This window comes from Sphaerisporangium sp. NPDC088356 (genome assembly GCF_040685555.1).
Classification (GTDB): domain Bacteria; phylum Actinomycetota; class Actinomycetes; order Streptosporangiales; family Streptosporangiaceae; genus Sphaerisporangium.
Genome location: NZ_JBFBIK010000042.1, coordinates 19,330 through 45,224 on the forward strand (window position 1 = coordinate 19,330; position 25,895 = coordinate 45,224).

Here is a 25,895-nt window from a genome sequence, read left to right on the forward strand (position 1 = left end):
TGGGGTCCCTTACTTGGTCGGTGCGTCGGGGTCGAGTTCGGCGTCGTAGGGCGTGACCCAGAAGAACTCGCCGTCCGCGTCGTAGTCGAAGATCAGAGCGGTGTCGCCCGCGCGCAGCACTCCCTCGTGCCTCCCGTGGCTGTCGCCTGGGTGGGCACTCGGGTCGCGCGCGGCCGAAGGCTCGGGCCCGTTCCCGCCCCGGGAGGCGGGCTCGACGCCGAGCCCGTCCCGGAGCGCGTGGCCCGGCCACTGCAGCTGTCTGACCTGGATGACGGCGGACGAGCCGTCGGACGCCCTGGCCTCGGCCTGGCCGAAGTCGGCCCCCACCCGTCCCGTGCGGATGACGCACATCCTGCCCACGAAGTCGTTGCGGGACGGCGCCCGGTGGACCGCGAAGACGCGGCGCAGGGGGAGCACCAGCAGGCGGGTGACCAGCCACGCGCCGGCGAGCGCCACGACGAGCAGGACGGCTCGTGTGCCCCACGGTGGGGAGCCGAGCAGCGCCGTGCCGGCCAGGCTGCCGAACCACGCGAGGGCGATCAGCAGCGAGACCGCGATGGTCGCGGGCACCCCGCCCAGCCCGAGGACGCCCAGCGGCCCGATGTCGTGGCCCGCGTCCGTGGCGTCGTCCGCGGAAAGGACGTCGAGGCCGGCCCCACCCAGCAACACGAGCGCCCAGTATCCGATGACCACTACCAGTAAGAAACTGAAGATGACGGCGGGAAAACTCAGTGCCGTATCGACGAACTCCCCCATCGGTGTGCTAGCCCCCTGGTAACCGGTTCCCCCGAACCGATAAACGACTGTGTAGCGGGAAAGTTCCTATTTTTAAGGTGTGAGCGGAAGTTCGGTGGAACCGGGTGTTTCGGATGCCCATAATTGACACATGGGACACCGAATTCTGATCATCGAGCACGAGGCCGAGGCCGGCCCAGGGTTCCTCGCCGGATGGCTGGCGGACGCCGGGATGACCTGTGAGGTCGCCCGGCCGTACCTGGACGGGGAGATCCCGGGTCTCCGCACCGGCGACGGCGGCCGGGTGGACGGCCTGATCGTGCTCGGCGGCGCCGCCTCCGCCTGGGACGACGAGGGATATCCCTGGCTGCCCGCCACGCGCGAGCTGATCAGGCGCTCGGTGGACGCCGGGCTGCCGACCCTCGGCATCTGCCTCGGCGCCCAGCTGATGACCCTCGCCTGCGGGGGAGAGGTCGAGCGGGGCACCGCCGGCCTGGAGGTCGGCCTGCGGCCGGTGTCGCTCCTGCCCGCCGCGGCGGACGACCCCGTCTTCCTGCGGCTCCCGCCCACCGCCCGGTCGGTGCAGTACCACCAGGACGCCATGACGGTCCTGCCGCCCGGAGCGGTGCCGCTCGCGACGGCGGAGCCGTACCCCAACCAGGCCTACCGCCTCGGCTCGGCGGCGTGGGCCGTGCAGTTCCACCCCGAGGCGACGCCCGAGATCTTCCTGTCGTGGACCGGCCCGAACGCCGCGGAGCTCGCTGCGGGCGGGTTCGACGTGGAAGAACTGGACGCCACGGTGCTCGCCGCGTACGACGAGCTGGTGCGCGCGTGGCGTCCCCTCGCCGAGGGCTTCGCCGCCGTCGTCACGGGCGACCGCGCATTGGCCGGTTCCCTGGTCGTCGATGAATGATGCCCGTTTAGTGGTAATTTGCCGCAATGTCGGAGCCGGACACCCCTTTCTATTCCCGGTGACCACGCGATTACGGCGCGGAACCACTAACGACGGACCAGTGAGTGACCGGCTACTTTGGGCATTGTGAACGCCGAGTCCCGTATGCAGACGACGGCCGGGCGCCTGGCCCGGCTTGGCTTCGCCGACGGAGCCCAGGCCGAGCGCCTTCTCGACGAGCTGGGGCCCGAGGCCGTGGGCGATCTCGACCTGCTCGCGGCGCTGGTCGGCGCCGCCGACCCCGACCTCGCGCTCACCTCGCTCAACCGCCTGGCCGAGCGCGATCCGAGCGTCCTCGGCGCCCTGCGCGCCGACCCCGGGCTCAGGACACGGCTGCTCGGCGTCTTCGGCCTGTCGTCCGCGCTCGGCGAGCACGTCGTACGGCACCCCGAGCACTGGAAGCTCCTTTCGGGCGAGCAGGCGGTCCAGCGCATGCCCGAGCGCGACATGCGCACCGAGCTCCTGGAGGCCGTCGGCGCCGACCCGTCCGAGGTCGAGCCCCACGCCCCGCACGGCGGCACGGAAACGATGTCGGCCCTGCGCGTGGCCTACCGGGGCCGCCTGCTGCACCTCGCCGCGCGCGACATCACCGGCCAGGCCTCGTTCTCCCAGGTCACCGCCGAGCTCTCCGACCTCGCCGCCGCCGCGCTGGAGGCGGGTCTCGCCATCGCCCGCTCCGACCACCCCGAGAGCGCCGACGTACGGCTCGCCGTGATCGGCATGGGCAAGTGCGGCGCCCGCGAGCTCAACTACATCAGCGACGTCGACGTGATCTTCGTGGCCGAGCCGCGGGACGGGGTCGACGAGACCAAGGCGCTCCAGGCGGCGACGAGGCTCGCGCAGGGCATGATGAGGGCCTGCTCCACGAGCACTCCCGAGGGGGCCCTGTGGGAGGTCGACGCGGCCCTGCGGCCCGAGGGCAAGGCCGGCCCGCTCGTACGCAGCCTGGCGAGCCACCTGACCTACTACCGCCGCTGGGCCAAGACCTGGGAGTTCCAGGCGCTGCTCAAGGCGCGTCCCGTCGCCGGCGACCTGGAGCTCGGCGAGGAGTACGTCGCCGCGGTCAACGAGCTCGTCTGGCAGGCCGCCGCCAGGGACAATTTCGTCGAGGACGTCCAGGCGATGCGGCGCAAGGTCGAGGCGAACGTCCGCGCGAGCGAGGCCGACCGGCAGATCAAGCTCGGCCCCGGCGGCCTGCGCGACATCGAGTTCGCCGTCCAGCTGCTCCAGCTCGTGCACGGCCGCTCCGACGGCCTACTGCGCCGCCGCGCCACCCTGCCCGCGCTCGCCGCCCTCTCGCGGGGCGGCTACGTCGGCAGGGACGACGCGAAGGCCCTCGCCGAGGCCTACAGCTTCCTGCGGCAGGTCGAGCACCTGCTCCAGCTCCACCGCCTGCGCCGCACGCATGTCGTGCCAGAGAACGTCACCGACCTTCGCCGCATCGGCCGGGGCCTCGGCATGATCGTCGACCCGGTGGGGGAGTTCACCACCCGCTGGAGGCGTCACGCCATGGAGGCCCGGCGGCTGCACGAGAAGCTGTTCTACCGCCCGCTGCTCCAGGCCGTCGCCAGGCTGCCCGGAGAAGAGACCCGGCTGTCCACGGCCGCCGCCTCCGCGCGGCTGTCCGCCCTCGGCTACGCCGACCCCGACGGAGCGCTCCGGCACATCGCCGCGCTGACCAGCGGCGTCTCGCGAAGGGCGGCGATCCAGCGCACCCTGCTGCCCGTCATGCTCGGCTGGTTCGCCGACGCGCCCGACCCGGACGCGGGCCTGCTGGGGTTCCGCCAGGTCAGCGACAAGCTCGGCGCCACCCCCTGGTACCTCCGCCTGCTCCGCGACCAGACCGCGGTCGCCGAGCGCATGGCCCGGCTCCTCGGCACCAGCCGCTACGCCACCGGGCTGCTGCTCAACGCCCCCGACGCCGTGGCCATGCTCGGCTCCGACGGGGAGCTCGCGGTCCGTCCGAAGGCGTCGCTCGCCGCCGAGGCCGGCGCGTCGGTGGAGCGCCACTCCCACGACGCCGAGACCGCGGTCGCCTCCGTCCGGGCCCTGCGCCGCCGCGAGCTGTTCCGTACGGCCGTGGCGGGGCTGGTCGGCCACATCGACATCGAGGAGGTCGGCCAGGCCCTCTCGGAGCTCAACGACGTCACCATCCAGGCCGCCCTGGACGCCGCGATCCACAAGATCTCGCTGGAGCGGCGCGGCGACTTCCCCACCCGCTTCGCGGTGATCGCCATGGGGCGCCTCGGCGGCTACGAGTCCTCGTACGGCAGCGACGCCGACGTGATGTTCGTCCACTCGCCGCTTCCGGGAGCGGACGAGAAGGTCGCGACCGACGCGGCGCACGCGGTCGCCAACGAGCTGCGCCGCCTGCTCGGCAGGGCCGCCCCCGATCCGCCGCTGCAGATCGACCCCGACCTGCGCCCGGAGGGCCGCCAGGGCGCGCTGGTCCGCTCGCTGTCGTCGTACGAGGCCTACTACCGCCGGTGGTCGTCGCCGTGGGAGTCCCAGGCCCTGCTCCGCGCCCGGTTCTCGGCGGGCGATCCCGAGCTGGGGGCCGAGTTCATGGCCCTCATCGAACCGCTGCGGTACCCCGCGGACGGCATCAGCGACTCCGCGGTACGCGAGATCCGAAGGCTGAAGGCGCGCATGGAGGCCGAGCGGCTGCCCAGGGGCGCCGACCCCCTGCTGCACACCAAGCTGGGCAGGGGCGGGCTGTCGGACGTCGAGTGGCTGGCGCAGCTGATCCAGCTCAGGCACGCGTTCGACGTGCCCGAGCTGCGGACCACGCGCACGCTGGAAGCCCTGCGCGCCGCCGTCGGGGCCGGGCTGCTGGCCGCGACCGACGAGGAGGTGCTCGCCGAGGCCTGGCGGTTCGCCTCCCAGATCCGCGACGCCATCATGCTGGTGCGCGGCCGGGCCGGTGACAGCATCCCCGCCGACGTGCGCGAGCGCATGCTGATCTCGCGCGCCCTCGGCTACGCGCCCGACGGCTCGGAGGACTTCGTCGACGACTACCTCAGGACCACCCGACGCGCCCGCGCGGTGGCCGAGCGCGTGTTCTACGGCGGCTGACCATCCCGCTCCGCCCCCTTGACCCGATTCGGTATCGTTGTCGGCGTCTCGTTGACCAAGGGTCCGCAGGGAGTGGTCGTGCCCATATCGGAGTTCCTCGCCGGGGTTCGGGCCAAGGTCGGCAACGACCTGCTCATCCTGCCCTCGGCGACCGCCTGCGTCTTCGACGACCAGGGCCGCATGCTCGTCGCGCTGCACAAGGAGCAGGGCGACGTCTGGGCGCCTCCGGGCGGCATCATCGAGCCCGACGAGTCGCCCGACGACGCCGTCGTCCGCGAGGTGCGCGAGGAGATCGGCCTCGACATCCGGGTCCGCGGCCTGATCGGGGCGTACGGAGGACCGCTCTACCGCGCGTCCTACGCCAACGGCGACCAGGTCTCGTTCGTCATGTCCGTCTACGGCTGCGTGGTGGCGGGCGGGGCGCTGAGCCCCGACGGCATCGAGATCGACGAGGCGCGCTGGCTGTCCGAGCCCGAGACCGTGGGGCTGCCCATGCCCGCTTGGGCCCCCGCGATCATCCTCGAAGGCTTCGCCTGGTGGCGCGCCTCCCGGGACACCCGCAGCCCGGCCGCCTGAGTCCGCGGCCGTGTGGCTCCCGTGACAACCGATTGATCCCGATCGACGTCATTTGATTGCGGCCACCGTCGCGAAGGGTGTATCTAAAGTCGCGGGTGATCTACTTTGAACTCTGTTTACATCGACCTCGCCATCGGCTTGGTCCTGGCGTTCCTGCTGTTCTCGCTGCTGGTCAGCGGCGTGAACGAGGGTCTTGTACGGTTGCTCGGCATCCGGAGCAAGTTCCTGTGGGCCTACCTCGCCGACACGCTCGACGGGGCGCGGGGCAAGAGGTCGTGGATCCCCAGCACGATCGGCGAGGTCTTCGCGCGCCTGCCCTTCAGCAAGGACGCGCGGCCGGAGTTCAGCCCGCTTCCCGCGCCGGTGCAGAGCACGGCCACGACGTGGTCCGGGCGGCTGTACGAGCGGCTCCGCGAGATCGACCACAACAAGGACGGCAAGACCAGCATCGCCTCGATCCCGCCCGGGCGGTTCGCGGTGGCGATGATGGAGATCGTCACCAGTGAGGGCGGCGTGCCCGCCCTGCTGGCGAAGCTCAAGGAGGACGGCAGCCCCCTGTACGGGCCGCTGAAGAGCGTGTGGGACACCGCCCACGATGACCTGGACGCGTTTCGCAAGGGCGTGGAGGAGTGGTTCGACGGCGAGATGCAGCGTCTCACCATGCTGTACCGCCGCTACGTCCGCTGGGTCATCGCCGCCCTCGGCCTGGTGCTCACGCTGGTGTTCAGCATGGACTCGCTGGAGTACGGCAGGGCGATCCTCACCGACAACGCCATCCGGGCGCAGGTGGCCGCGACGGCCGACGGGGGAGCGCAGTCGCTGTCGGGCCTTCGGGACAAGTGCCCCGACCATCCCGCCGATCCGTACGCCTGCGTCACCGAGGTGCTGTCGGCTCCGGCCTTCGTCCAGATCGTGGGCAACGCCCCGGTGTCGGTGCGGATCCCCGACACCGGGAGTCCCAAGTGGACGTGGAACGGCGGGGAGTGGCTCCACCGCCTGGTGAGTCCGGGCCACTGGCCCGGCTTCCTCATCACGTTCTTCGCCCTGCTGTTCGGCGCCCCCTTCTGGTGGGACATCTTCCGCCGCCTCACCGGGATCCGGGTGCGCGCCGGCGAGACCACGAAGTGACCCGGCAAGCCCCCCAAACCATGACAAATAGCTACATATAGTGACTTGCCGATAAATGCGGAATAAGGTGCCAGGCTTGGCGTTCGTACCCTGGCGCATGTGTGGATGTCCCTGGTCAGAGGGGTAGGACACCCGTATCTCATTCCTCAGGATGGTTGGGGGGCCATGGCCATGGGGGGCTTCGGGATACGGGGTATCGGAGTTCTGTCACTGAGCGTGATCGCGCTCGCCGGGTGCACGCAGGGAGAGAGCAAGGTCGTGGCGCAGCCGGCCGCGCAGGGCAAGTCGGCGAAGCCGGCGAACGCGCAGGAGGCACGCAAGGCGGCCATGGCGAAGGCGGCCAAGGTCAAGGCGAACGAGCTCGGCCAGATACCCGTGCTCATGTACCACCGCATCGTGGCCAAACCCGCCGGCAGCGACGACCGGACACCCGAGCAGTTCCGCACCGAGCTGGAGCGGCTGGCCAAGGACGGCTACGTTCCCATCACGGCCAGGGAGCTCACCACCGGAAGGATCGGCATCCCCGCGGGGACCCACCCGGTCGTGCTCACGTTCGACGACTCCTCGCCGTCGCAGCTCACGCTGGACGGCTCGGGGGTTCCGAAGCCGGACACCGCCATCGGCATCCTGCGGGACGTCGCGCACAAGCATCCGGGCTTCCGGCCGGTCGCCACCTTCTATGTCATCAAGGACATGTTCGGGACGTTCGGGCCGGAGGCCCAGGCGCAGGCCCTCGGGTGGCTGCGGGACAACGGCTACGACATCGGCAACCACACGCGCGACCACCTCAACCTGCGCGGCCGTTCCAAGGAGCAGGTCACCGAGCAGATCACCGCGGGCCACAAGCTGATCACCTCGCTGATCAAGGACGCGCCCGCCACGCTCGCCCTGCCGTACGGCAACCAGCCGAGCACCAAGGACTGGGCGATCCGCGGCTCGGCCGGGGACGTCCGCTACAACTACACCGGGGTCTTCCTGGCGGGCTACACGCCGGCGCCCTCGCCCTTCAGCAAGGACTTCGACCCGCTCGGGATACCGCGCATTAGGGCCATGGACAAGGTCGGCGACTGCGCCCGCTTCTGCTCCACGGCGTGGCTCGACTGGCTGAACGCCCACCCCGAGGACCGCTACACCTCCGACGGCGACATCAGCACCGTGGCGTACCCGAAGTTCAAGAACCCGTACGCGGCGCCGCGCTTCGCCCGCTACTCGCTGCCCTACTGACGGGGCACGTCGTCAGTGCAGGTCGAGCACCATGAGGACGACCAGGCCGATGAGGTGGGCCACCACGAGGAACACGATCAGGAAGACGAACACGAACTTCGCCGGCCCGTGCTCGAAGTGCTGCCCCTCTTTGAGGGGAGGCAGCTGAGCGCGGCGCTCGGCCAGCCGCTCCTCGATGGGCTTGCGACCAAACAATGAACTGCCTCTCGATCGGGGCAGCCGGTGACTTCGCCTGCCCACAAGAACCATAACGTCGGAGGCCCGTGGAGGCTTCCTGAACCCAGAGCCACCGGTCCACCGGGCACGCTATTGAGCGTATATCCCGCCATGTCCGATCCCCCATCCGCCCGGCGGCGTTCGCCCGTGGGCCCGGCGGCCGGGTGTTCGGCCCAATGGGACGGGCTCGGTGGACGCGCCCGTCGTTCACGACATATCGTGAGGATAATGATATGTAGCACGATGACGTCCGTCCTCAAGGAGAATTCACCATGACGCCCAAGAGCAACAGGTCGCTCGTGCGGGAGCTCCTCCAGGCGTTGGCCAAGGTGACCTCGGCCGTCTCCTCGGGCGTCGTCGGCAACCCCATAAACCCGGGCCCGGTCGTGGACCCCAAGACCCACCGGCCCACCACCCCACCCCGCCGCCGCTGACGCCAATCACGCCGCCTCGTCTCCGTCGACCGGCGCTCACCGCCACCGTCGTGAGCGCCTGATAATCAAGGCAGGCAAGCGGTTGCCATTCCTGACATGCCGTGTTTTGGTCCGTGCATGGACAATCGCGACAGCGTACAGCGACCACGACGTGTCACGATAAATGACATCGCGGAGGCTACGGGCTTCGCCGCGTCCACCGTGTCTCGCGCGCTGTCGCGGCCCGGCCGGGTGAACGCGGCCACCCGCGAGCGCATCGTGGCGGTGGCCCGCGAGCTGTCCTATGTGCCCAACACCCACGCCCGCGCGTTGACCTCGGGACGCACCGAAACCGTCGCGGTCCTGGTGTCCGACGTGACCAACCCGTTCTACTTCGGGCTGATCCGGGGCACACAGCACCAGCTCAAAGCCGCGGGCTACGCCCACCTGCTCATCGACACCGAGAATTCCGGCGAACTGGAGTCGCACGTGCTGTCGAAGATGCGGCAGTCGATCGACGGGGCGATCCTGGCCACCTCGCGGCTGTCCCGTCGTCTGCTCGCGGCGTTGGCCACTGAGCTGCCATTGGTGGCGGTCAACCGCATGGTGCGCGGTGTCGAAAGCGTGGTGCTCGACTCCCCATCCGGTGTGGCACAGGCGGCCGAGCACCTGATCTCGCTCGGGCACAGCGAGATCGTCTACATGTCCGGTCCAGAGAACTCCTGGGCCAACGAGGCCCGATGGCGCTCGCTGGTCGCGGCGGCGGCCCGGCATGGGTTGCCGGTACGCCGCCTCGGTCCCTTCCCGGCCGGTCGGATGTCCGGATCGGCCGCCGCCGACGCGCTGATCAACACCCGCGCCACGGCGTGTATCGCCTTCAACGACCTTCTTGCCATCGGGATGCTCACGCGGCTGCGTGAGCGCGGGCTCGGCGTGCCCGGTGAGATCAGCGTCGTCGGCTGTGACGACATGTTCGGGGCGGATTTCTGCCACCCCACCCTCACCACGCTCGCCGCTCCGATCGAGCAGGCCGGGCGGGTGGCGGTGTCGATGCTGCTGGCACGCCTTCATGACAGTGCGCCGGCGACACGGCAGTCGGCCGTGTTGCCGACGCACCTGATCGTGCGTGAGTCGACGGGTCCCGCCCCGCGCTAGGGGTAGCTGACGATGTTCACCGGCTTGACGTCGGTACCGGTCGACGCGCCGGTGTCGTTGATGACGTGTTCGATCGAGCCCTTGCCCAGCGAGATGGTCAGGATGTCATGGAACTTGACGTTCGGGCTGGTGGGCGCCTCGAAGCCGCGTTCGGACACGATGCTCGGATCGGCGGTGAACACGCAGTAGCTGCCCATGCCCCACGCCTCGTGTGACGTCACCGAATCGGCCACCTTGTACGCGGCGTACCCGCGCCCGTCACTGCGCCACGCGGCCTGGCTCGGCGGGTCGTAGGGCATCTCGTTCTGGAAGAAGATCGTGCGCCCGCCTTGGCCGTTCCAGATCACCTCGTACTTGTTGAAGTGCTCGACGAACAGCCCGTATGCGGAGACGTCGGCGCCGTTGACGATCAGGCCCGTGTCGGCTGGATTGACCGTCCACCCGACCCCGCTGCCGTGATCAGCGCGCCACGCCCAGATGTGATCGATGATCGTGTTGGCGCTGTTGACGATCAGCGCCGTGGTGACCTTGCCCGGCCCGGCTCCGCCGACGCGGAAGAACACGTCCTGGAGCGTGGTCGGGTTCGCGGCATGGCCGGTGGTCGCGCCGGCCGGTCCGACCTGCAACAGGGACGGCGAGTTCACCGGGCCCGCGTCGAACAGCAGCCCGGCGAGCTTGACGCCGTCGACGTCGGCGACGGTCATCGCGCTGATGCCGTTGTCCGGGATCAGCGTCGGGTAGCCGATGCCCAGCACGATGGTGTCCGGCCGGGTCACCTTCAGCGTCTGGCCCAGATGGTAGACACCCGGTGTGAACAGCAGGTTCATGCCGCAGGACAGGGCATTGTTGAGGGTCGCCGCCGAGTCGGCCGGTTGTGCGAGGTAGAACTGGGTCAGCGGCACGGAAGTGCCCGGTGTCGACCCGCCGGACCAGGTCGTACCGGAGGCGTTGGTTCGCAGGTTGGGCACGAACACGTGAGGGTTGCCGCCGTTGAGGTACAGGTAGGGCTTGTCCCGCACGACCGGGGTGGTCGGCAGGGTCGTGTACGGCGGGCTGGGGAAGCTGTTGGCCGGGGCGCCCTTCACGCCGGAGAACACCATGTTCCACACGCCGTTGACCCATCCGCCGATCTGACTGTCACGGGTGTACCACTGCTGCTGGGAGTAGGGGCCGACCTTCCCGTCGATCTTGCTGTCGGCGATGTAACCACCGCTGGCCCAGCCGTACCCGTTGGGGGCCAGGTTGAGGTCACCGCGGATGTGCACCCGGCGCATCGGCGCGGCCTGCGCCACCGCCCATCGATCGGCGGTGTGGCTGGGCACGATCGCCAGGTTGTCGACGGAGCGCCAGAAGTTCTGGGTGGCGTTGCCGCCGAACCAGCCGGCGTCCACCGTCACGTCGCCGTTGATCGTGACGTCGTCCGGGTTGCGGCCCAGGCCCAACACGGAGGTGTAGAAGCCGGTGTTGACGTTGATGCCGCTGTAGGTGCCCGGCTTGAACATCACCGCGTAGCGGTAGTTACCGAACTGGGCGCTCTCGGTCTGGGCGAAGATGGCGTCCAGCGTGCTCTGGATGGTCGTACTGGACATCGACGGATCGAACACGACCACGTTGGGCCCGAAGTCCTGGGACACCGGTGGCGGCGTCTGACAGTCGCCGCCACCCGTGCTCCCACCGTGGACGGTCAGCTCCTTGATGGAGTAGCCGTATCCGGTAGCGCGCTGCGTGCCGTACACGCGCAGGTAGCGACCGGTGCCGGTGGCGTCGATGGTCTGTACGCCGCCGGTGTTGGCGGTGGTGGAGTAGAGCGTCGTCCACTGGTTGCCGTCGCCGGACAGCTCGAGGCGGAAGGCTTTGGCGTACGACGTCTGCCAGTCGATGACCACCTGGCAGACCGCGGTGTCCGGCCCGAGGTCGACCTGTATCCACTGCGGATCGCTGAACTGGCTCGACCATCGGGTGGCGGCGTCGCCGTCGACGGCCTTGGCGGGCAGATAGCCGTTGCCCTGGACCGAGGAGGCGGTCGCGGGCTTGTTGAGAGCGATGTTCGTGGCGGTCTCGCACGCGGCCGCGCTCGCGGGCGTGGCGCCCGGCGTGACGACCATGCCGGTGACGGCCAGCGCCATGGTGGCGATGCCGGTCAGCAGCCGGCGGCGGAGGGGTAAGGCACGCATGGTCTCTCCCTGGCGGGGGGCCGCCGCGGGCAACGGCGGCGTGCTTGTGCGGGCGGCGCCCGGGATGGGCGCCGCCGACGAATCACATGCGAGGTGAGGGTGGCGGTGTCGCCGGGCGTTACGGCTTCTTCGGGTCCTGCCCGTAGCCGTTGCACTGGCGTCCGCCGTTGATGCAGTAGTCCACGAGGTAGGCCTGGCGCGGCGCGTTCCACCCGTTCATGAAGTCGTAGTGGAAGGTGTACGCGGCGCCCGAGGACAGGGCCAGACCGCTGGTGTTCCCGCCGGCCAGCGGATACGGGACCTTGGCTTCGAGCATGGGCAGAGGTACGGGATGGTCCGCCGGGCAGACTCCGCTGACCGGCCATGCCATGTGGGACTTGTGATCGGCGCTGTCCAGGTGCACGCCGTCCCAGCAGCTCGGCGCCTTCAGCCGGGCGACCAGGGATGTGCCGCTCGGGCACGATGTCGGGAAGTCGGTGCCCTCGTAACCGGGGCACTTCCAGGTGCCTTGGTACGCGGCGGCGTTCGGCGTGCGGGCATCGCCGACGACGAGCCGGAACCCGGGCGGGAACGGCTGGACGGTGCGGTAGTCCTTGACGCCGGACTTGTAGTAGATCGTTGGCTTGTCCGGCAGCCGTACGGCGCCGTTCTGCAACAACGTCGGGAACCAGTATCCCGACGCGTCGAGCGTGTCCTCGCAGGACGTCGCCCCACCGACCAGCGCCTGCGGGGTGGAGTTCGCGTTGGTGGCGGGGTTGCCGACGAAAGTGTGGTTGTGCGACGCGCCTGGCAGACCCGGGAACACGATCGGGTCGTCGCTGAGCCGATGGGTGACGGTGCAGTTCGCGTGCATCTCCTGGTACTGCGCGAACGGCGGATCGTCGGCCACTTGCACAGCACCGGCCGCTTGCGTGGCGCCTGCCGCTGTGAGGACGAGCGCGGCCGTCACGACCGTGAGGGTGCGAATACTCATGACGCCTCCTTGGCGATTTGAGTATCGAAGTGGGGTGGAATCCGGACTTTATTACGGCAATGTTGCAGCGGAAAGCGCTTGCCAAAATTTGCCACCGGGCACCCGGCCACCGCCGGATGATCATTTCCAGGCAGGTCAGAGGCGTGTGTGTGACGTTCCGCGATAGACCGTCACACCGGGAGAGTGGTGCCGAAGAAACAGATGTGAAATACGCCGTGGGCGTCTGGTCGTGCTTTCGCAGGTCTGTGCGGCAGGTGCGGATCGTGGGTGCGAGGCGCTTTCGCCCCGCCCAGGGCGGAGAGCCGTGGGCGGGGGGAAGTCATCCCGGCTCACGGGATTGGAGCGCATGCGAAAGGCCGTCGAGCGTGCCCTCAACGGAGGGACGACCGACGGCCTTTCGCGGGATGCCTGAGTGCCCTGGATGTGCCCTGACGGGTCAACCGTCAGCGTGTCCCCAAGTCAGAAGCTCGATAACTCAGACGTCGTAGTAGAGCTCGAACTCGTGAGGGTGGGGGCGGAGGCGGATCGGGTCGATCTCGTTCTCGCGCTTGTAGGAGATCCAGGTCTCGATGAGGTCGGGCGTGAACACGCCGCCTTCGAGGAGGAACTCGTGGTCGGCCTCCAGCGCGGCGAGGACCTCGGGCAGCGACCCGGGGACCTGCGGGACCGCGCCGGCCTCCTCGGGAGGAAGCTCGTAGAGGTCCTTGTCGACCGGCTGCGCGGGCTCGATCTTGTTGCGGATGCCGTCGAGACCCGCCATGAGCTGCGCGGCGAACGCGAAGTACGGGTTGCAGGACGGGTCCGGCACGCGGAACTCGATGCGCTTGGCCTTGGGGTTCGACCCCGTGATCGGGATGCGAATGCAGGCCGAGCGGTTGCGCTGGGAGTAGACCAGGTTGACCGGCGCCTCGTACCCCGGCACCAGGCGGTGGTAGGAGTTGACCGTCGGGTTGGTGAAGGCCAGCAGCGCGGGCGCGTGCTTGAGCAGGCCGCCGATGTAGTAGCGGGCCATGTCCGACAGGCCGGCGTAGCCCACCTCGTCGTAGAAGAGCGGCTCGCCGTCCTTCCAGAGCGACTGGTGGCAGTGCATGCCCGAGCCGTTGTCCCCGAAGAGCGGCTTGGGCATGAAGGTGACCGTGTGGCCGTACTCGACCGCGGTGTTCTTGATGATGTACTTGTACAGCATCAGGTTGTCGGCGGTCTTGAGCAGCGTGCCGAATCTGAAGTCGATCTCGGCCTGGCCGGCGGTGCCCACCTCGTGGTGCTGCATCTCGGTCTCGATGCCCGAGTCGATCAGGCGGCGGACCATCTCGGAGCGCAGGTCGGTGAAGTGGTCCATCGGCGGGACCGGGAAGTAGCCGCCCTTGTAGCGCGGCTTGTAACCGAGGTTGCCGCCCTCCTGGGCCTTGCCGGTGTTCCAGGCGCCCTCGATCGAGTCGATGTGGTAAAAGCTCTCGCTCGCGCTGCTGGCGAAGCGCACATCGTCGAAGATGTAGAACTCGGCCTCGGGCCCGAAGAACACGGTGTCCGCGATGCCGGTGCCCTTGAGGTACTCCTCAGCCTTGCGGGCGACGTTGCGCGGGTCGCGGCTGTAGGCCTCGCCGGTCAGCGGGTCGTGGACGAAGAAGTTCATGATGAGGGTCTTGTGCTGGCGGAACGGGTCCAGCACGGCGGTCGACGGGTCGGGCAGCAACAACATGTCCGACTCGTGGATGGCCTGGAACCCGCGGATCGACGATCCGTCGAACATGAGACCGTCGGTGAAGACGTTGGCGCCAAAGTTTTCCACGGGGAAGGTGAAGTGGTGCGTCGTGCCGGGCAGGTCGGTAAACCTGACGTCGACGAACTGCACCCCTTCGTCCCTGATGAACTTCAGGACGTCGTCGGCGGAGCTGAACATCCAACCTCCCAGGGGCACGGGCTTGCAGACTCGAAGGTAGGCCTGTGCCGTTTCCACCCCATGTCTCGTTTGTTTCACGGATGTTAAGCGGAGGGGGGTGTGCCGCTGAAAGGACTAGTGCGGTCTCTCGGTATCTTACCTGCATGAACAAGGAACCGAGATGGACTCAGACGTGGATGAGCGGCACCCGCGCCGCGGGCGTCGATCTCGGCTATCCGGGCGAGCGGCTGGGCCTTCCGAAGGAGGGCGCCGGGTCGGTGTCCCGGTTCGGCAGGCGGCTCGGCGCCATCACCGTCGACTGGCTGATCTGCACCTGGGCGATCACCCGTGGCCTGCTGGGCGCCGACCCCCGCAGCGCCGGCTGGATCGGCCTCGGGGTCTTCGCCCTGGAGTACATCCTCCTGGTCGGCACCCTGGGCTCGACGTTGGGCATGAAGCTGTTCGGCATCAGGGTCGCCGCGCTCGACGGCGGCAGGCCGCCGTTCGGCTCGGTCCTGCTGCGCACGCTGCTGCTCTGCCTCGCCGTGCCCGCCCTGATCTGGGACCGCGACCAGCGCGGCCTCCACGACAGGGCCGCCGGCACCGTCGTCGTCCGCGGCTAGCCGTACGGCGTACGGCCTGAGCGGTTCCGGCCGTACGGGCCGGAGTGGCCGGGGCCGGTCGTACGGTCTGATCGGTCGCGGGGAGGCTACCCGTTCACGCAGGAGAACAGGGCCGTGCCCGGGATGTGCCGGCCGCGCAGCGGGCTCCAGCCGCCCCACTCACGGTCGTGACCGGAGGGCCACTCGGGCTCGACCAGCGACGTGAGCCTCAGGCCCGACGCCACGATGAGCCCAACCCAGTCGCCCAGCGTGCGGTGGTGCTCCACGTACGAGGGCTCGCCGTCCTCATCCTGCTCGACGTACGGCGAGCGGTCGAAGTACGAGCGGTCGGAGGTCAGACCGCGCGGCCCGGGATCGTCGGGGAACGCCCAGCGGATCGGATGGCTGACGGAGAACACGAACAGGCCGCCCGGCCGCAGGACCCTGCGGGTCTCGGCGAGGACGGCCCCGGCGTCGGCGACGAACGGCAGCGCGCCGAACGCCGAGCAGGCCAGATCGAACGACCCGCCGGCGAAGGGGATGCGCCCCGCGTCGGCCTGCACGACGGGCAACCGCGTGCCGAGCTCCTCGTCGATGCGCCGCGAGTGCTGCAGCTGCCGGTGGGACAGGTCGAACGCGGCCACCTCGGCCCCCTGGCCGGTGAGCCACCGCCCGCACTGCCCGGCTCCGCAGCCGATCTCCAGCACCCGCCGGCCGCGCACGTCGCCCAGCAGGTGGGCGGCGGCCTCGTCGAGCCCCTCAGGGCACCAGATGAAGCCCGAGTCGCGCAGGAACCCCCCGTGCTCGGCCTGGTACTCGTCCGCCGCGGAATCCCACCAGCGGCGGTTGGCGCGCACGGTCGGCTCCTCGGCCACCGCGCGCCGGTCGACTCCGGAGGAGGCCTGCATCACCGCATCTTGCCGCGGGGCATGCGAGCGCCCTTCGGCATCGGGCCCTTCGGCACCGGAATCGACTGCGGCAGCGCCTTGAGCCGGTAGTTGACCTCGGAGACCGCGGGCTTCTTCAGGTTGCGGGGGAGCTTCATCAGGTGGCGCTGGAGCTTCTTGAGAGGGATCTGGCCCTCGCCGTCGCCGCACTGGATGTCGTACACCGGGACGTCGATGGCGACCCGCTGCACGCGCTTCTTCTCGGCCACGAGCATCTTCTGCACCCGGGCGCCCGGGCCCTCGGAGACCAGGACGACGCCGGGGTAGCCCACGGCACGGTGCACCAGGTCTTGGTCACGGGTGACCGCGACGGCGGGGGTGACCTCCCAGTTGCCGCGCATGCTCTGCAGGATCGCCGCGGCGGCGCCCGGCTGCCCGCCGAGCATGGAGTACTGCGCGCGCTGGGCGAGCTGCCCGAAGATCACCATGCCGATCGTGATGCCGACCATGACGCCGAGGACGGCCAGTTGCCACACCAGGCCCGTCACGAGCCCGAGGACGACGAAGACGGCCAGCGTGGCGACCGCCGACGCGTAGACGATCGGCATCCCCTTGGGGTTGGCCTTCATGATGATCTGAGCGATCATCCGGAGTTGCTTGATGCGCCCCGGGCGCTCTGGGTCTGCGGGCTTGGCCATGGTTAAAGGATACAAATGCGGAGCTGAAGAAAGGAAAACGTGACCTGAAGACCGGTCAGACCGTGACCGTAAGCGTCGCGGTCAGTCGCCGGTCGGCCACGCTGCGTCCGACCTCGACCGTATAGTCCCCGGCAACCGTGCGCCAGCCCGCTTCGGTCCACTCCTGGAAGGCCCGCTCAGGCAGGGTCACCGTCGTCAGAACGGTCGTGCCGGGCTCCGCCCTGACCACGTCGAATCCCGCGAGCCACCGCGAGGGGCGCTGCTGAGAGACCGTCTCGGATCCGGACGGCACGCGCGACAGGTAGACCTGCACGACCTCGCGACCGGCCCGGTCACCGGTGTTGGTCACCCCGGCCGTCACCGAGGCGCCACCGGCCACAGGGGTCGCCGCGACGCTGTCGTAGGACCAGGTGGTGTAGCCGAGCCCGTGCCCGAACCAGAAGGCCGGGACGCGGCCCGCGCGCTCCCACGCCCGGTAGCCGACGAACAGCCCCTCGTCGTAGCGGACCTCCCCCTCCACGGGTGTGACGTCCAGCACCGGAACGTCTTCCACGCGCGAGGGCCAGGTGGTGGGCAACCGCCCGCCCGGCTCGGCGTCGCCGAACAGCACGTCGGCCAGCGCGTCCCCTGCCTCCTGCCCGGGGAACCAGGTCAGCAGGACGGCGGCGACCTCGCCGAGCCAGGGCATCTCGACCGGTGATCCGGCGTTCACCACGACGATCGTGCGCGGGTTGGCCGCGGCCACCCGGGCGATCAGCTCGTCCTGCCTGCCGGGGAGGGCGAGGCTCGTGCGGTCGAACCCCTCGCTCTCGACCTCGGTGGTCGTGGCGGCCACCACCACCGCCACGTCGGCTCCGGCGGCGATGGCCGCGGCCTCGGCGATGAGCGTCTCGTCGTCGGCGCAGGGGTCGGCGTGGCCGAGGGCGAAGGCGATGAACCCCATGCCGTTGAGCTCGGAGGTCGCGTGGCGCACGGCGAGCTCGACGGGGGCGCCCTCCGCGAGCTCGACGACGATGCGGCGCTCCGGAGGGGCGAGGAAGGCCGACACCGGGTCCCCGCCGGGGGGCAGGATCGTCTCGTCCAGGACGACGTGGCCGTCCACGGACAGCGTGAACACGCCGGCGCCCGAGATGGAGAACTGGTGAGGGCCGCACACCTCGGGGGTGAAGGCCGTGCGGACCTCCACGGCGGCCATCTTGGCGGCGTCGACATCGGGCGGGAGCTCGCCGATCCAGCGGGCCTCGGCGGTGCGCAGAGGATGCTCGGCCAGCGTCCCGCCCTCGGCGTCCAGGAAGAGCGCGCGGCCGGGCGCGGAGAGCGGCGCGAGGCGTATGCGCGGGTCGTTGCCCAGCGCGTGGCGTACGTCGACCCCTTCACGGCGGCGCAGCCCCCCCAGCGGGGAGACGATCTCGTCGGGGAAGACCTGCGCGCTGCCGCCGCCCATGACCCGGGCCTCGGCGGCGGCCGACCCGATCAGCGCGACGCTGCGTACGCCCCTCAGCGGCAGCAGGCCGCCCTCGTTGCGCAGGAGGGTGAACGACCGGGCGGCCACCTCGCGGGCCAGGGCCCTGCCGTCGACCGGGCCGGGCAGAACCCGTGGCGGGGCGTCGCCGAGGGCGCCGACCCGCTCGGCCAGCCGCAGCACGCGCCTGACCTTGTCGTCCACGACGCTCTCGGGCACCCGCCCCTGCCGGACGGCCTCGGCGAGGCTGTCACCCCACGGGCCGTACGGGCCGGGCATCGCGACGTCGAGCCCGCCCAGGGCCGCCGCCTCGGTGGAGCGCGTGGCGGTCCAGTCGGAGACGACGAACCCGTCGAAGCCCCACTCGTCCTTCAGCACGCCCCGCAGGAGCGCGGCGTGCTCGGTCATGGTGGTGCCGTTGGTGGAGTTGTAGGCGGCCATGACGCCCCAGGCGCCCGCCTGGACCACCCGCTCGAACGGCGCCAGATAGATCTCGCGCAGCGCCCGGTCGCCGGCCACGACGTTCACGGTGAACCGCTCGGTCTCGAAGTCGTTGGCGACGAAGTGCTTGGGCGTCGTGGCGACCCCGCCCTCCTGGACACCCTCGACGTACGCCGCGCCGATCTCCCCGGTGAGCAGGGGGTCCTCGGAGAAGCACTCGAAGTGGCGACCGGCGAGCGGGCTGCGGTGGATATTGATCGTCGGGGCGAGCAGCACGTGCACGCCCTTGCGGCGGGCCTCCTGGGCGAGCAGGCGCCCGGCCCGCCGGACCAGCTCGATGTCCCAGGTGGCCGCCAGCGCGGTGGGGCTCGGCAGGGCGATCGACGGGTCGGACGAGGACCACTGCTCGCCGCGCACCCCGATCGGCCCGTCGCTCATCACCAGGCGGCGCAGGCCGATCTCGGGCATCGCGGGCAGCGACCACATGCCCGCACCACTGAGCAGCCGGACCTTGGAGGGCAGGTCGAGCTCGCCGATGAGTTCCTCGATGTCCACGACGCTCCCGGAGAGGGGGAACCGGGCGCGGTACGCGGACCCCGCGCCCGGATCGATCAGGGCGACCGGCTCAGGCCGTCCTCAGGCCGTCTGCCGCGCCTCGACGGCCTGCCGGTAGAGACGGCCGGCGCGGTAGGAGGAGCGGACCAGCGGCCCGGACATGACCCCGGCGAACCCGATCTCCTCGGCGGCCTTCTGGAGCTCGACGAACTCCTCGGGCTTGACCCAGCGGTCCACGGGGTGGTGGCGCGGCGTCGGGCGGAGATACTGCGTGATGGTCAGCAGGTCGCACCCGGCGTCGTGCAGGTCGCGCATCGCCTGGATGATCTCCTCGCGCTCCTCGCCCATGCCGAGGATGAGGTTGGACTTGGTGACCAGCCCCGCCTCCTGCGCCATCGTGATGACCTGGAGGGAGCGGTCGTAGCGGAAGGCCGGGCGGATGCGCTTGAAGATGCGCGGCACGGTCTCGATGTTGTGGGCGAACACCTCGGGACGGCTGGAGAAGACCTCTTCGAGCTGGTCGCGGTGGCCGTTGAAGTCGGGCACCAGCAGCTCGACGCCACACCCGGGAACCTGGGCGTGGATCTGCCGCGCGGTCTCGGCGTACAGCCAGGAGCCGCCGTCGGGGAGGTCGTCACGGGCGACGCCGGTGACGGTGGCGTAGCGCAGGCCCATCCGCACGACGGACTCGGCGACCCTGCGCGGCTCGTCCATGTCGTACTCGGCGGGCTTGCCGGTGTCGATCTGGCAGAAGTCGCAGCGGCGCGTGCACTGGTCACCGCCGATGAGGAAGGTGGCCTCGCGGTCCTCCCAGCACTCGGAGATGTTGGGACAGCCGGCCTCCTGGCACACCGTGTGCAGGCCCTGGTCCTTCACGAGCGATCTGATCTCGTTGAAGTTCGGCCCGTTCCTGAGCCGGGTCTTGATCCACGGGGGCTTGCGCTCAATGGGGGTCTGGCTGTTGCGCACCTCCAGGCGGAGGAGCTTACGGCCTTCAGGAGCAACGGTCACGCGCTCAAGCTTACGTCTCCGCGCCCGCTGACCCGGCCCGGGGTCCGCCGAGCCTCGGACGCCGGATCGGGCGGTCACATCCGGCCGGAGAGCAGGTCCTCCTCCTGGACGTCGTGGCCTTCGGCGCCGAGCGCCTCGGCCAGCCGCTTCTCGGCGAAGGGCAGGACCTCGTCGACCGTGATGCGCCGCCCGGTCTCGGCCGACAGCGAGGTGACGCCCGCGTCGCTGATGCCACACGGGATGATGCGGTTGAACCAGCTCGGGTCGTTGGCGCAGTTGAGCGCGTAGCCGTGCATCGTGACCCCCCGGGCCACCCGGATGCCGATCGCCCCCAGCTTGCGGTCGGGCAGGCCGCTGGCGGGGTCGCCCGCGACCCAGACGCCGCTGCGCCCCGCGACGCGGCCGGCCGCCACGCCGAAGTCGGCGCACACCTGGATCAGCGACTCCTCCAGCAGGCGGACGTAGGCGATCACGTCGATCGTCTCGGTCAGCCTGACGATGGGATAGGCCACGAGCTGGCCGGGACCGTGCCAAGTGATCTTCCCGCCGCGGTCGACGTCGATGACGGGGGTGCCGTCGGCGGGCCGCTCCTCGGCGCGCGTGCGCTTGCCCGCGGTGTAGACCGGGGCGTGCTCCAGCATGAGGCACGTGTCGGGGATCGCACCCGCGACCCGGCGGGCGTGGACCTCACGCTGGAGCTCCCACGCCTGCTCGTAGGGGACGTCGACTCCGAGACGGACGAGCGCGAGCCTGCCAGCCCCGCTGCCCGTGGTGCTTTCGTGCCTGGCGCGCTCAATCACGGGGCCAGCCTAACGCGAGGTCACGTGGTCAGCAGGCGGGGTTCGACGCGGAACTCCTTCACGCGACCCTCGTCATCGCGCTCGATCTTGTAGGCGTACCCCTTGGGGTCCACCGTGACGGCCTGGATGAACTCGCGCCCGACGTAGTGCAGGGCGACGCCCTCGTCGGCGGCGTACCCCTCGGGGAGCTCGCCCGAGGCGATCGACTCGTGCAGCAGGGCGCGGCGCTGCGGGTCGGAGTTGTAGTGCACCCCGCAGGAGTAGGGCAGCAGGCCGAGGCCCTCGGCCCACGGGCGCAGGGTGGGGCCGAAGGAGTCGGTGTTGCCGCCGACGTGCCAGCACAGCGCCCCGGCGCTCTGCCCCGACAGCACCACACCGGACCGCCACGCCTCCTCGAACGCGTCGTCGAGGCCGTGCAGCCGCCACAGGGCCGCCAGGTTGGCGACGCTCCCGCCGCTGACGTAGATGACGTCCTGCTCCAGGATCCACTCGCGCGGGCTTTCGACATTGGGCATCGGGAACAGGGTGAGATGGCTCACCTCGACGTCCCACGTGCGGAAGGAGCCGTACATCTTCAGCAGCCAGTCGGCGTCGTCACCGGTCGCGGTGGCGAGCAGCCCGAGTTTGGGCCGATCTTGCCCGCTCAGGTCGAGTGCGTAACGGAGCAGCCCCGAAGCCTCCAGGAAGCCATGACGTGCGGTCGGGCGGAACGAGCCGCCGCCGATGGCGAGAATGTGGGACTGGCCGAGCCTGCTCATGATCTCTCCTGCTGCCTCTTGGGGGGGGCGTGCGCCTCGCTCCCAAGACCACGGGGCCGAGTCGCGGCTTCCTCTCCCATTTCACCGGAACGGCCCCCTAGAGTATGGCGGCCAGTGCCTTGTCGAGACGCGGATGCCTGAACCGGTACCCCATCTCCAGCAGGCGGCGGGGCAGCACCCGCTGGCCGATGAGCACTCCCTCGTCCGCGAGGTCGCCCACCCCGGCCCGCAGGGCGAAGCCGGGCACCGCCACGGGCATGGTGGGGCGCCGCAGCGCGCGGCCGAGCGCCCTGGTGAACTCGGCGTTGGTGACCGGCGTCGGGGCCGTGAGGTTCACCGGCCCCGAGACCTCGGGCTCCGCCAGGAGGTGGGTCACCGCGCCGAGCCAGTCGGGCAGGGATATCCACGAGGTGTACTGCCGGCCGGAGCCCAGTGGCGCGCCGAGGCCCAGCTTGAAGATCGGCAGCATCTTGCCGAGGAAACCGCCCGTGCCGGTGAGGACGTGGCCGGTGCGCATCCGTACGACCCGGACGCCGGCCTCCTCGGCGGGCGTGACCTCGGCCTCCCAGGCCCGTACCAGCTCGGCGAGCCACTGCCCGTGCGCGGGCGGGCCGCCCCGGCCGCGCGGGCGCGCCGGGGGCTCCCAGGACTCCTCCACGGGATGCTCGCCGGTGTCGCCGTAGAAGCCGATGGCGGATCCGGACAGAAGGACGCCCGGCTTGCGCTCCAGCGCGGCGATCGTGGTGGCCAGCGTGCGGGTGCCCTCGACGCGGCTGTCGACCAGCTCGCGCCGGTAGTCGTCGGTCCACCGCTTGTCGGCGATGCCCGCCCCGGCCAGGTGGACGACGGCCTCGGCCCCCTCCAGGACCGTGGGGTCGAGGAGGCCCTCGCGCGGGTCCCAGAAGGCCTCGTCGGGCGCCTCCGGCGTGCGGCGTACGAGCCTGATGACGGAGCGGTCCTGGTCACGCAGGGCGCGGACCAGGGCCGAACCGAGAAGCCCTGAAGAACCGGTGACGACGACTGCCATGTGATCACCCTACGTCGGCGACCCTTCACCGGTCAGGCCGGGCGCGCACCGCGTGTCAGCGGGACCAGCCGTACGTGCACGGCCGTACCGCCCGGCCATGCACGTACGTGCACGGGCCGCCGTACGCGCGTGGCGTACGGCGGCCCCGTGCGGGCGCGTGCGGCCGGGCCCCGCCGCCTCACAGGATGTCAGGCAGGGCCCCGCCGCGAGCGCGGTGTCAGCTCAGGCCGAGCTGGTTCTCGAACAGGCCGTCCTCCAGGCGACGCTTGATCGTCGTCAGGAAGCGGGCGGCGTCGGCGCCGTCGACCAGGCGGTGGTCGTAGGTCAGCGCCAGGTACACCATCGAGCGGACCGCGATGACCTCGCCCTCGGGCGTGTCGAGCACGACCGGGCGCTTGACGACCGCGCCGGTGCCGAGGATCGCGACCTGCGGCTGGTTGATGATCGGCGTGTCGAACAGCGCGCCGCGGCTGCCGGTGTTGGTCAGCGTGAACGTGCCGCCGGACAGCTCGTCGGGGCTGACCTTGTTGGTGCGCGTGCGCTCGGCCAGGTCGGCGATCTTGCGGGCGAGACCGGCCATGTTGAGGTCGCCGGCGTCCTTGATGACCGCCGAGGCGAGGCCGCGCTCGGCGTCGACGGCGAAGGCCAGGTGCTCGTGGTCGAAGTACGTGACCTCGTTGGTCTCGCTGTTGATCACCGCGTTGAGCTTCGGGTGCTGCTTGAGCGCCTCGACCGTCGCCAGCGCGAAGAACGGCATGAAGCTGAGCTTCACGCCCTCACGGCGCTGGAAGTCGGCCTTGGCCCTGTCGCGAAGCCGCGCGATCTTGGTGACGTCGACCTCGACGACCGAGGTGAGCTGCGCGGACGACTGCAGCGACTCCATGGTCCTCTTGGCGATGGTCTGCCGCATGCGCGACATCTTCTCGGTGCGACCGCGCAGCGTGGTGTCCGCCTTGACCGGCTCGGGAGCCGGGGCCGCGGCCGGAGCGGCCTGCGCGGGCTGGGCGGGGGCGGACTGCGCGGCCTGGGCCTCGGCGGCCTGCGCCTGCGCCGCCTGCTCGCGCTGGATGCGCGCGGCCTCGAGCACATCTTGCTTGCGGATGCGGCCACCGACGCCGGTGCCGCTCAGCGAGTCGAGGTCGACGCCGTGCTCGCCCGCGAGCTTGCGGACCAGCGGCGTGACGTACGGGCTGTCACCGCCGGCGGCGGCGGGCGCGATCGGTGACGGGGCCGCGGTCTGTGCCTGCTGCGCGGGCTGCTGCTGCGGGGCCTGCGGGCGTGCCTGCTGCTGGGCGGGCTGCGGCGCGGGCGGCTGCGGGATGGAGGAGGCCGGGGCGGGCGCGGGCTCGGGAGCCTTGGCCTGCTCAGGCTCGGGCTCGGGCTGCGGCTCGGGCTCCGGCTCGGCCTGGGCCTCGGGCTCGGCCTGCGCGGGAGCGGCGGCCCCGCCCGCGGAGCCTTCCTGGTCGATGACGGCGAGCTCGGCGCCGACCTCGACGGTCTCGTCCTCGGCAACGACGATCTTGGTCAGAACGCCCGCGGACGGGGAGGGGATCTCGGTGTCGACCTTGTCGGTGGAGACTTCGAGCAAGGGCTCGTCGGTCTCGACCTGGTCGCCCTCCTTCTTCAACCAGCGGGTGACGGTGCCCTCGGTCACGCTCTCGCCGAGCTGGGGCATGGTTACGGAGACCGGCATGGTGTCTTCTCTCGCGTTTCCTGTGAGGGCTTAGTTGTGTACGTGAAGGGGCTTGCCGGCAAGGGCGAGCATCGCCTCGCCGACAGCCTCGGACTGGGTCGGGTGCGCGTGGATCAGCTGGGCCACCTCGGAGGGCAGCGCCTCCCAGTTGTAGATCAGCTGCCCCTCGGTGACGAGCTCACCCATGCGCTTGCCGACCATGTGGACCCCGAGCACCGGGCCGTCCTTCTGGGAAATGATCTTGACGGCGCCCTGGGTGCCGATGATCTGGCTCTTCGGGTTGCCGCCGAGGTCGTAGACCAGCTCGGTGATCTCGTGGCCCCGCTCCTTGGCGACGGCCGACGTGATGCCCACCGAGGCGACCTCGGGGTCGGAGTAGGTGATGCGGGGCACGCCGGCGTAGTCGATCGGGACGGGGGCGAGCCCCGCGATGTGCTCGGCGACGAGGATGCCCTCGGCGAAGCCGGCGTGCGCCAGCTGGAGCGTCGGGATCAGGTCGCCGACCGCGTAGACGCCGGGCACGCTCGTCTGGCAGAACTCGTCGACCACGACGGTGCCGCGCTCGACCGAGATGCCGGTCTCCTCGAAACCCATGCCGGAGGCGACGGCACCCCGGCCGACGGCCACGAGGAGCAGCTCGGCGTCGAAGGTCTTGCCGCCTTCCAGCGTCACGACGACGCCGGTGTCGGTGGTCTTGACGCTCTCGAAGCGCGTGCCCAGCTCGTACTTGATGCCCCGGCGGCGGAAGGCGCGCTCCAGGAGCTTGGAGCTGGACTCCTCCTCCAGCGGGAGCAGGTGGGGGAGGGCCTCGATGATCGTGACCTCGGAGCCGAACGACTTCCAGACGGAGGCGAACTCGACGCCGATGACGCCGCCCCCGAGAACGATCACCGAGGACGGGACGCGGTCGAGCTTCAGCGCGTGGTCGCTGGTGATGACACGCTCGCCGTCGATGTCGAGACCGGGAAGCGACTTCGGCACCGAGCCGGTCGCCAGCACGATGTTGTGCCCCTCGACGGCCTGGTCGCCCACGATGACGCGGTTCGGGCCCGCCAGCCTGCCGGAGCCCTCGATGATCGTGACGCCCCTGCTCTTGAGGAGGCCCTGGACGCCCTTCCAGGCGCGGTTCACGATCTTGTCCTTGAAGGCGTGGACGCCGCTCATCTCGATGCCCTCGAAGCGGGCCTTGACGCCGACGCTCGTGGCCTCGCGTGTCTCGTCGGCGACCTCGGCCGCGTGCAGAAGCGCCTTTGTGGGGATGCATCCCCGGTGCAGGCACGTGCCGCCGATCTTGTCCTTCTCGATCAGCGCGACGGACTTGCCTAGCTCGGCCGCTCGCAGGGCGCAGGCGTAGCCACCGCTACCGCCGCCCAGGACAACGATGTCGAAGGGGCCGCTGCCATCAGCCACTGGAAAGCTCCTTGTCGGATCGGTGGGCCCTCACGGCCGGGTCATGCCCGC

The 25,895-nt window shown here is 70.3% G+C and carries 22 protein-coding genes; 8 read left to right on the forward strand and 14 right to left on the reverse strand.

The features are described from left to right. Positions 1–9: 9 nt before the first annotated feature. Positions 10–756, reverse strand: a complete 747-nt coding sequence (locus tag AB0O34_RS17770) for a hypothetical protein (RefSeq protein ID WP_363916474.1) — start codon at positions 754–756, stop codon at positions 10–12. Positions 757–886: 130 nt separating this feature from the next. Here AB0O34_RS17770 and AB0O34_RS17775 point away from each other — a divergent pair, with 130 nt between their 5' ends. From AB0O34_RS17775 to AB0O34_RS17795, 5 genes are all read left to right on the forward strand, one after another. Further along, a complete protein-coding gene (locus tag AB0O34_RS17775) occupies positions 887–1,648 on the forward strand; it encodes a type 1 glutamine amidotransferase (RefSeq protein ID WP_363916475.1) in 762 nt (253 codons plus the stop codon). 144 nt (positions 1,649–1,792) lie between these two features. Continuing rightward, a complete protein-coding gene (locus AB0O34_RS17780) occupies positions 1,793–4,762 on the forward strand; it encodes a bifunctional [glutamine synthetase] adenylyltransferase/[glutamine synthetase]-adenylyl-L-tyrosine phosphorylase (RefSeq protein WP_363916476.1) in 2,970 nt (989 codons plus the stop codon). Positions 4,763–4,840: 78 nt separating this feature from the next. After that, positions 4,841–5,338, forward strand: a complete 498-nt coding sequence (locus AB0O34_RS17785) for an NUDIX domain-containing protein (RefSeq protein ID WP_363916477.1) — start codon at positions 4,841–4,843, stop codon at positions 5,336–5,338. Between the two features lie 105 nt (positions 5,339–5,443). Then, entirely contained in the window at positions 5,444–6,466 is a 1,023-nt protein-coding gene (locus tag AB0O34_RS17790; RefSeq protein WP_363916478.1) for a hypothetical protein, read from the forward strand. Positions 6,467–6,631: 165 nt separating this feature from the next. Continuing rightward, positions 6,632–7,690 (forward strand): polysaccharide deacetylase family protein, encoded by a 1,059-nt coding sequence (locus AB0O34_RS17795; RefSeq protein ID WP_363916479.1) that lies wholly within the window; start codon positions 6,632–6,634, stop codon positions 7,688–7,690. 12 nt (positions 7,691–7,702) lie between these two features. Here AB0O34_RS17795 and AB0O34_RS17800 read toward each other — a convergent pair whose 3' ends face one another. Then, positions 7,703–7,885, reverse strand: coding sequence for a hypothetical protein (locus AB0O34_RS17800; RefSeq protein ID WP_363916480.1), 183 nt, complete (start codon positions 7,883–7,885; stop codon positions 7,703–7,705). Positions 7,886–8,178: 293 nt separating this feature from the next. Between AB0O34_RS17800 and AB0O34_RS17805 the strand changes: the two genes are divergently transcribed. Together AB0O34_RS17805 and AB0O34_RS17810 are read left to right on the forward strand one after the other, a co-directional pair. Further along, positions 8,179–8,340, forward strand: a complete 162-nt coding sequence (locus AB0O34_RS17805) for a hypothetical protein (RefSeq protein ID WP_363916481.1) — start codon at positions 8,179–8,181, stop codon at positions 8,338–8,340. A gap of 117 nt (positions 8,341–8,457) precedes the next feature. Further along, positions 8,458–9,474, forward strand: coding sequence for a LacI family DNA-binding transcriptional regulator (locus tag AB0O34_RS17810; RefSeq protein WP_363916482.1), 1,017 nt, complete (start codon positions 8,458–8,460; stop codon positions 9,472–9,474). Here the strand turns inward: AB0O34_RS17810 and AB0O34_RS17815 are convergent. From AB0O34_RS17815 to glnA, 3 genes are all read right to left on the reverse strand, one after another. Beyond that, complete coding sequence (locus AB0O34_RS17815; protein ID WP_363916483.1) at positions 9,471–11,648, reverse strand: discoidin domain-containing protein; 2,178 nt, start codon at positions 11,646–11,648, stop codon at positions 9,471–9,473. The two genes, AB0O34_RS17810 and AB0O34_RS17815, sit on opposite strands and share 4 nt — an antisense overlap. Before the next feature lie 118 nt (positions 11,649–11,766). Continuing rightward, positions 11,767–12,621 carry a DUF1996 domain-containing protein gene (locus AB0O34_RS17820; protein ID WP_363916484.1) on the reverse strand — a complete coding sequence of 285 codons (855 nt, stop codon included), beginning with the start codon at positions 12,619–12,621 and terminating at the stop codon, positions 11,767–11,769. Positions 12,622–13,096: 475 nt separating this feature from the next. Further along, the gene (glnA, locus tag AB0O34_RS17825; RefSeq protein WP_363916485.1) at positions 13,097–14,521 is read right to left on the reverse strand and encodes a type I glutamate--ammonia ligase; all 1,425 of its coding nucleotides are present in this window, start codon (positions 14,519–14,521) and stop codon (positions 13,097–13,099) included. 176 nt (positions 14,522–14,697) lie between these two features. Between glnA and AB0O34_RS17830 the strand changes: the two genes are divergently transcribed. Further along, the gene (locus tag AB0O34_RS17830) at positions 14,698–15,123 is read left to right on the forward strand and encodes an RDD family protein (RefSeq protein WP_363916486.1); all 426 of its coding nucleotides are present in this window, start codon (positions 14,698–14,700) and stop codon (positions 15,121–15,123) included. An 86-nt stretch (positions 15,124–15,209) separates the two neighbouring features. On the opposite strand, the gene AB0O34_RS17835 is transcribed toward AB0O34_RS17830, so the two are convergent. The 9 genes from AB0O34_RS17835 to lpdA form a co-directional block, all read right to left on the reverse strand. After that, a complete protein-coding gene (locus AB0O34_RS17835; protein WP_363916487.1) occupies positions 15,210–16,010 on the reverse strand; it encodes a class I SAM-dependent methyltransferase in 801 nt (266 codons plus the stop codon). Then, complete coding sequence (locus AB0O34_RS17840) at positions 16,010–16,687, reverse strand: DUF4191 domain-containing protein (RefSeq protein WP_363916488.1); 678 nt, start codon at positions 16,685–16,687, stop codon at positions 16,010–16,012. The genes AB0O34_RS17835 and AB0O34_RS17840 overlap by 1 nt, the downstream gene beginning before the upstream one ends. A 55-nt stretch (positions 16,688–16,742) precedes the next feature. Further along, positions 16,743–19,145 (reverse strand): glycoside hydrolase family 3 C-terminal domain-containing protein, encoded by a 2,403-nt coding sequence (locus AB0O34_RS17845; protein WP_363916489.1) that lies wholly within the window; start codon positions 19,143–19,145, stop codon positions 16,743–16,745. Between the two features lie 81 nt (positions 19,146–19,226). Further along, complete coding sequence (lipA, locus tag AB0O34_RS17850) at positions 19,227–20,156, reverse strand: lipoyl synthase (RefSeq protein WP_363916490.1); 930 nt, start codon at positions 20,154–20,156, stop codon at positions 19,227–19,229. Between the two features lie 74 nt (positions 20,157–20,230). After that, positions 20,231–20,956 carry a lipoyl(octanoyl) transferase LipB gene (gene lipB, locus AB0O34_RS17855; protein ID WP_363916491.1) on the reverse strand — a complete coding sequence of 242 codons (726 nt, stop codon included), beginning with the start codon at positions 20,954–20,956 and terminating at the stop codon, positions 20,231–20,233. A 20-nt stretch (positions 20,957–20,976) separates the two neighbouring features. Next, positions 20,977–21,714, reverse strand: coding sequence for a peptidase E (locus AB0O34_RS17860; protein WP_363916492.1), 738 nt, complete (start codon positions 21,712–21,714; stop codon positions 20,977–20,979). A 97-nt stretch (positions 21,715–21,811) separates the two neighbouring features. Next, positions 21,812–22,741: a TIGR01777 family oxidoreductase gene (locus AB0O34_RS17865; RefSeq protein ID WP_363916493.1), complete on the reverse strand. Its 930-nt coding sequence runs from the start codon at positions 22,739–22,741 to the stop codon at positions 21,812–21,814. 217 nt (positions 22,742–22,958) lie between these two features. Then, positions 22,959–24,434: a 2-oxoglutarate dehydrogenase, E2 component, dihydrolipoamide succinyltransferase gene (sucB, locus tag AB0O34_RS17870; protein WP_363916494.1), complete on the reverse strand. Its 1,476-nt coding sequence runs from the start codon at positions 24,432–24,434 to the stop codon at positions 22,959–22,961. A 30-nt stretch (positions 24,435–24,464) separates the two neighbouring features. Further along, on the reverse strand, positions 24,465–25,844 hold the full coding sequence (lpdA, locus tag AB0O34_RS17875) for a dihydrolipoyl dehydrogenase (RefSeq protein WP_363916495.1): 1,380 nt from the start codon (positions 25,842–25,844) through the stop codon (positions 24,465–24,467). Positions 25,845–25,895 lie beyond the last annotated feature (51 nt).

Coding starts and splice junctions, on each gene's coding strand:
- AB0O34_RS17770 (WP_363916474.1), bottom strand. CDS start 756: ATGGGGGAGTTCGTCGATACGGCACTGAGTTTTCCCGCCGTCATCTTC.
- AB0O34_RS17775 (WP_363916475.1), top strand. CDS start 887: ATGGGACACCGAATTCTGATCATCGAGCACGAGGCCGAGGCCGGCCCA.
- AB0O34_RS17780 (WP_363916476.1), top strand. CDS start 1,793: ATGCAGACGACGGCCGGGCGCCTGGCCCGGCTTGGCTTCGCCGACGGA.
- AB0O34_RS17795 (WP_363916479.1), top strand. CDS start 6,632: ATGGCCATGGGGGGCTTCGGGATACGGGGTATCGGAGTTCTGTCACTG.
- AB0O34_RS17805 (WP_363916481.1), top strand. CDS start 8,179: ATGACGCCCAAGAGCAACAGGTCGCTCGTGCGGGAGCTCCTCCAGGCG.
- AB0O34_RS17810 (WP_363916482.1), top strand. CDS start 8,458: ATGGACAATCGCGACAGCGTACAGCGACCACGACGTGTCACGATAAAT.
- AB0O34_RS17815 (WP_363916483.1), bottom strand. CDS start 11,648: ATGCGTGCCTTACCCCTCCGCCGCCGGCTGCTGACCGGCATCGCCACC.
- AB0O34_RS17820 (WP_363916484.1), bottom strand. CDS start 12,621: ATGAGTATTCGCACCCTCACGGTCGTGACGGCCGCGCTCGTCCTCACA.
- glnA (WP_363916485.1), bottom strand. CDS start 14,521: ATGTTCAGCTCCGCCGACGACGTCCTGAAGTTCATCAGGGACGAAGGG.
- AB0O34_RS17830 (WP_363916486.1), top strand. CDS start 14,698: ATGAGCGGCACCCGCGCCGCGGGCGTCGATCTCGGCTATCCGGGCGAG.
- AB0O34_RS17835 (WP_363916487.1), bottom strand. CDS start 16,010: ATGCAGGCCTCCTCCGGAGTCGACCGGCGCGCGGTGGCCGAGGAGCCG.
- AB0O34_RS17840 (WP_363916488.1), bottom strand. CDS start 16,687: ATGGCCAAGCCCGCAGACCCAGAGCGCCCGGGGCGCATCAAGCAACTC.
- AB0O34_RS17860 (WP_363916492.1), bottom strand. CDS start 21,714: ATGAGCAGGCTCGGCCAGTCCCACATTCTCGCCATCGGCGGCGGCTCG.
- AB0O34_RS17865 (WP_363916493.1), bottom strand. CDS start 22,741: ATGGCAGTCGTCGTCACCGGTTCTTCAGGGCTTCTCGGTTCGGCCCTG.
- sucB (WP_363916494.1), bottom strand. CDS start 24,434: ATGCCGGTCTCCGTAACCATGCCCCAGCTCGGCGAGAGCGTGACCGAG.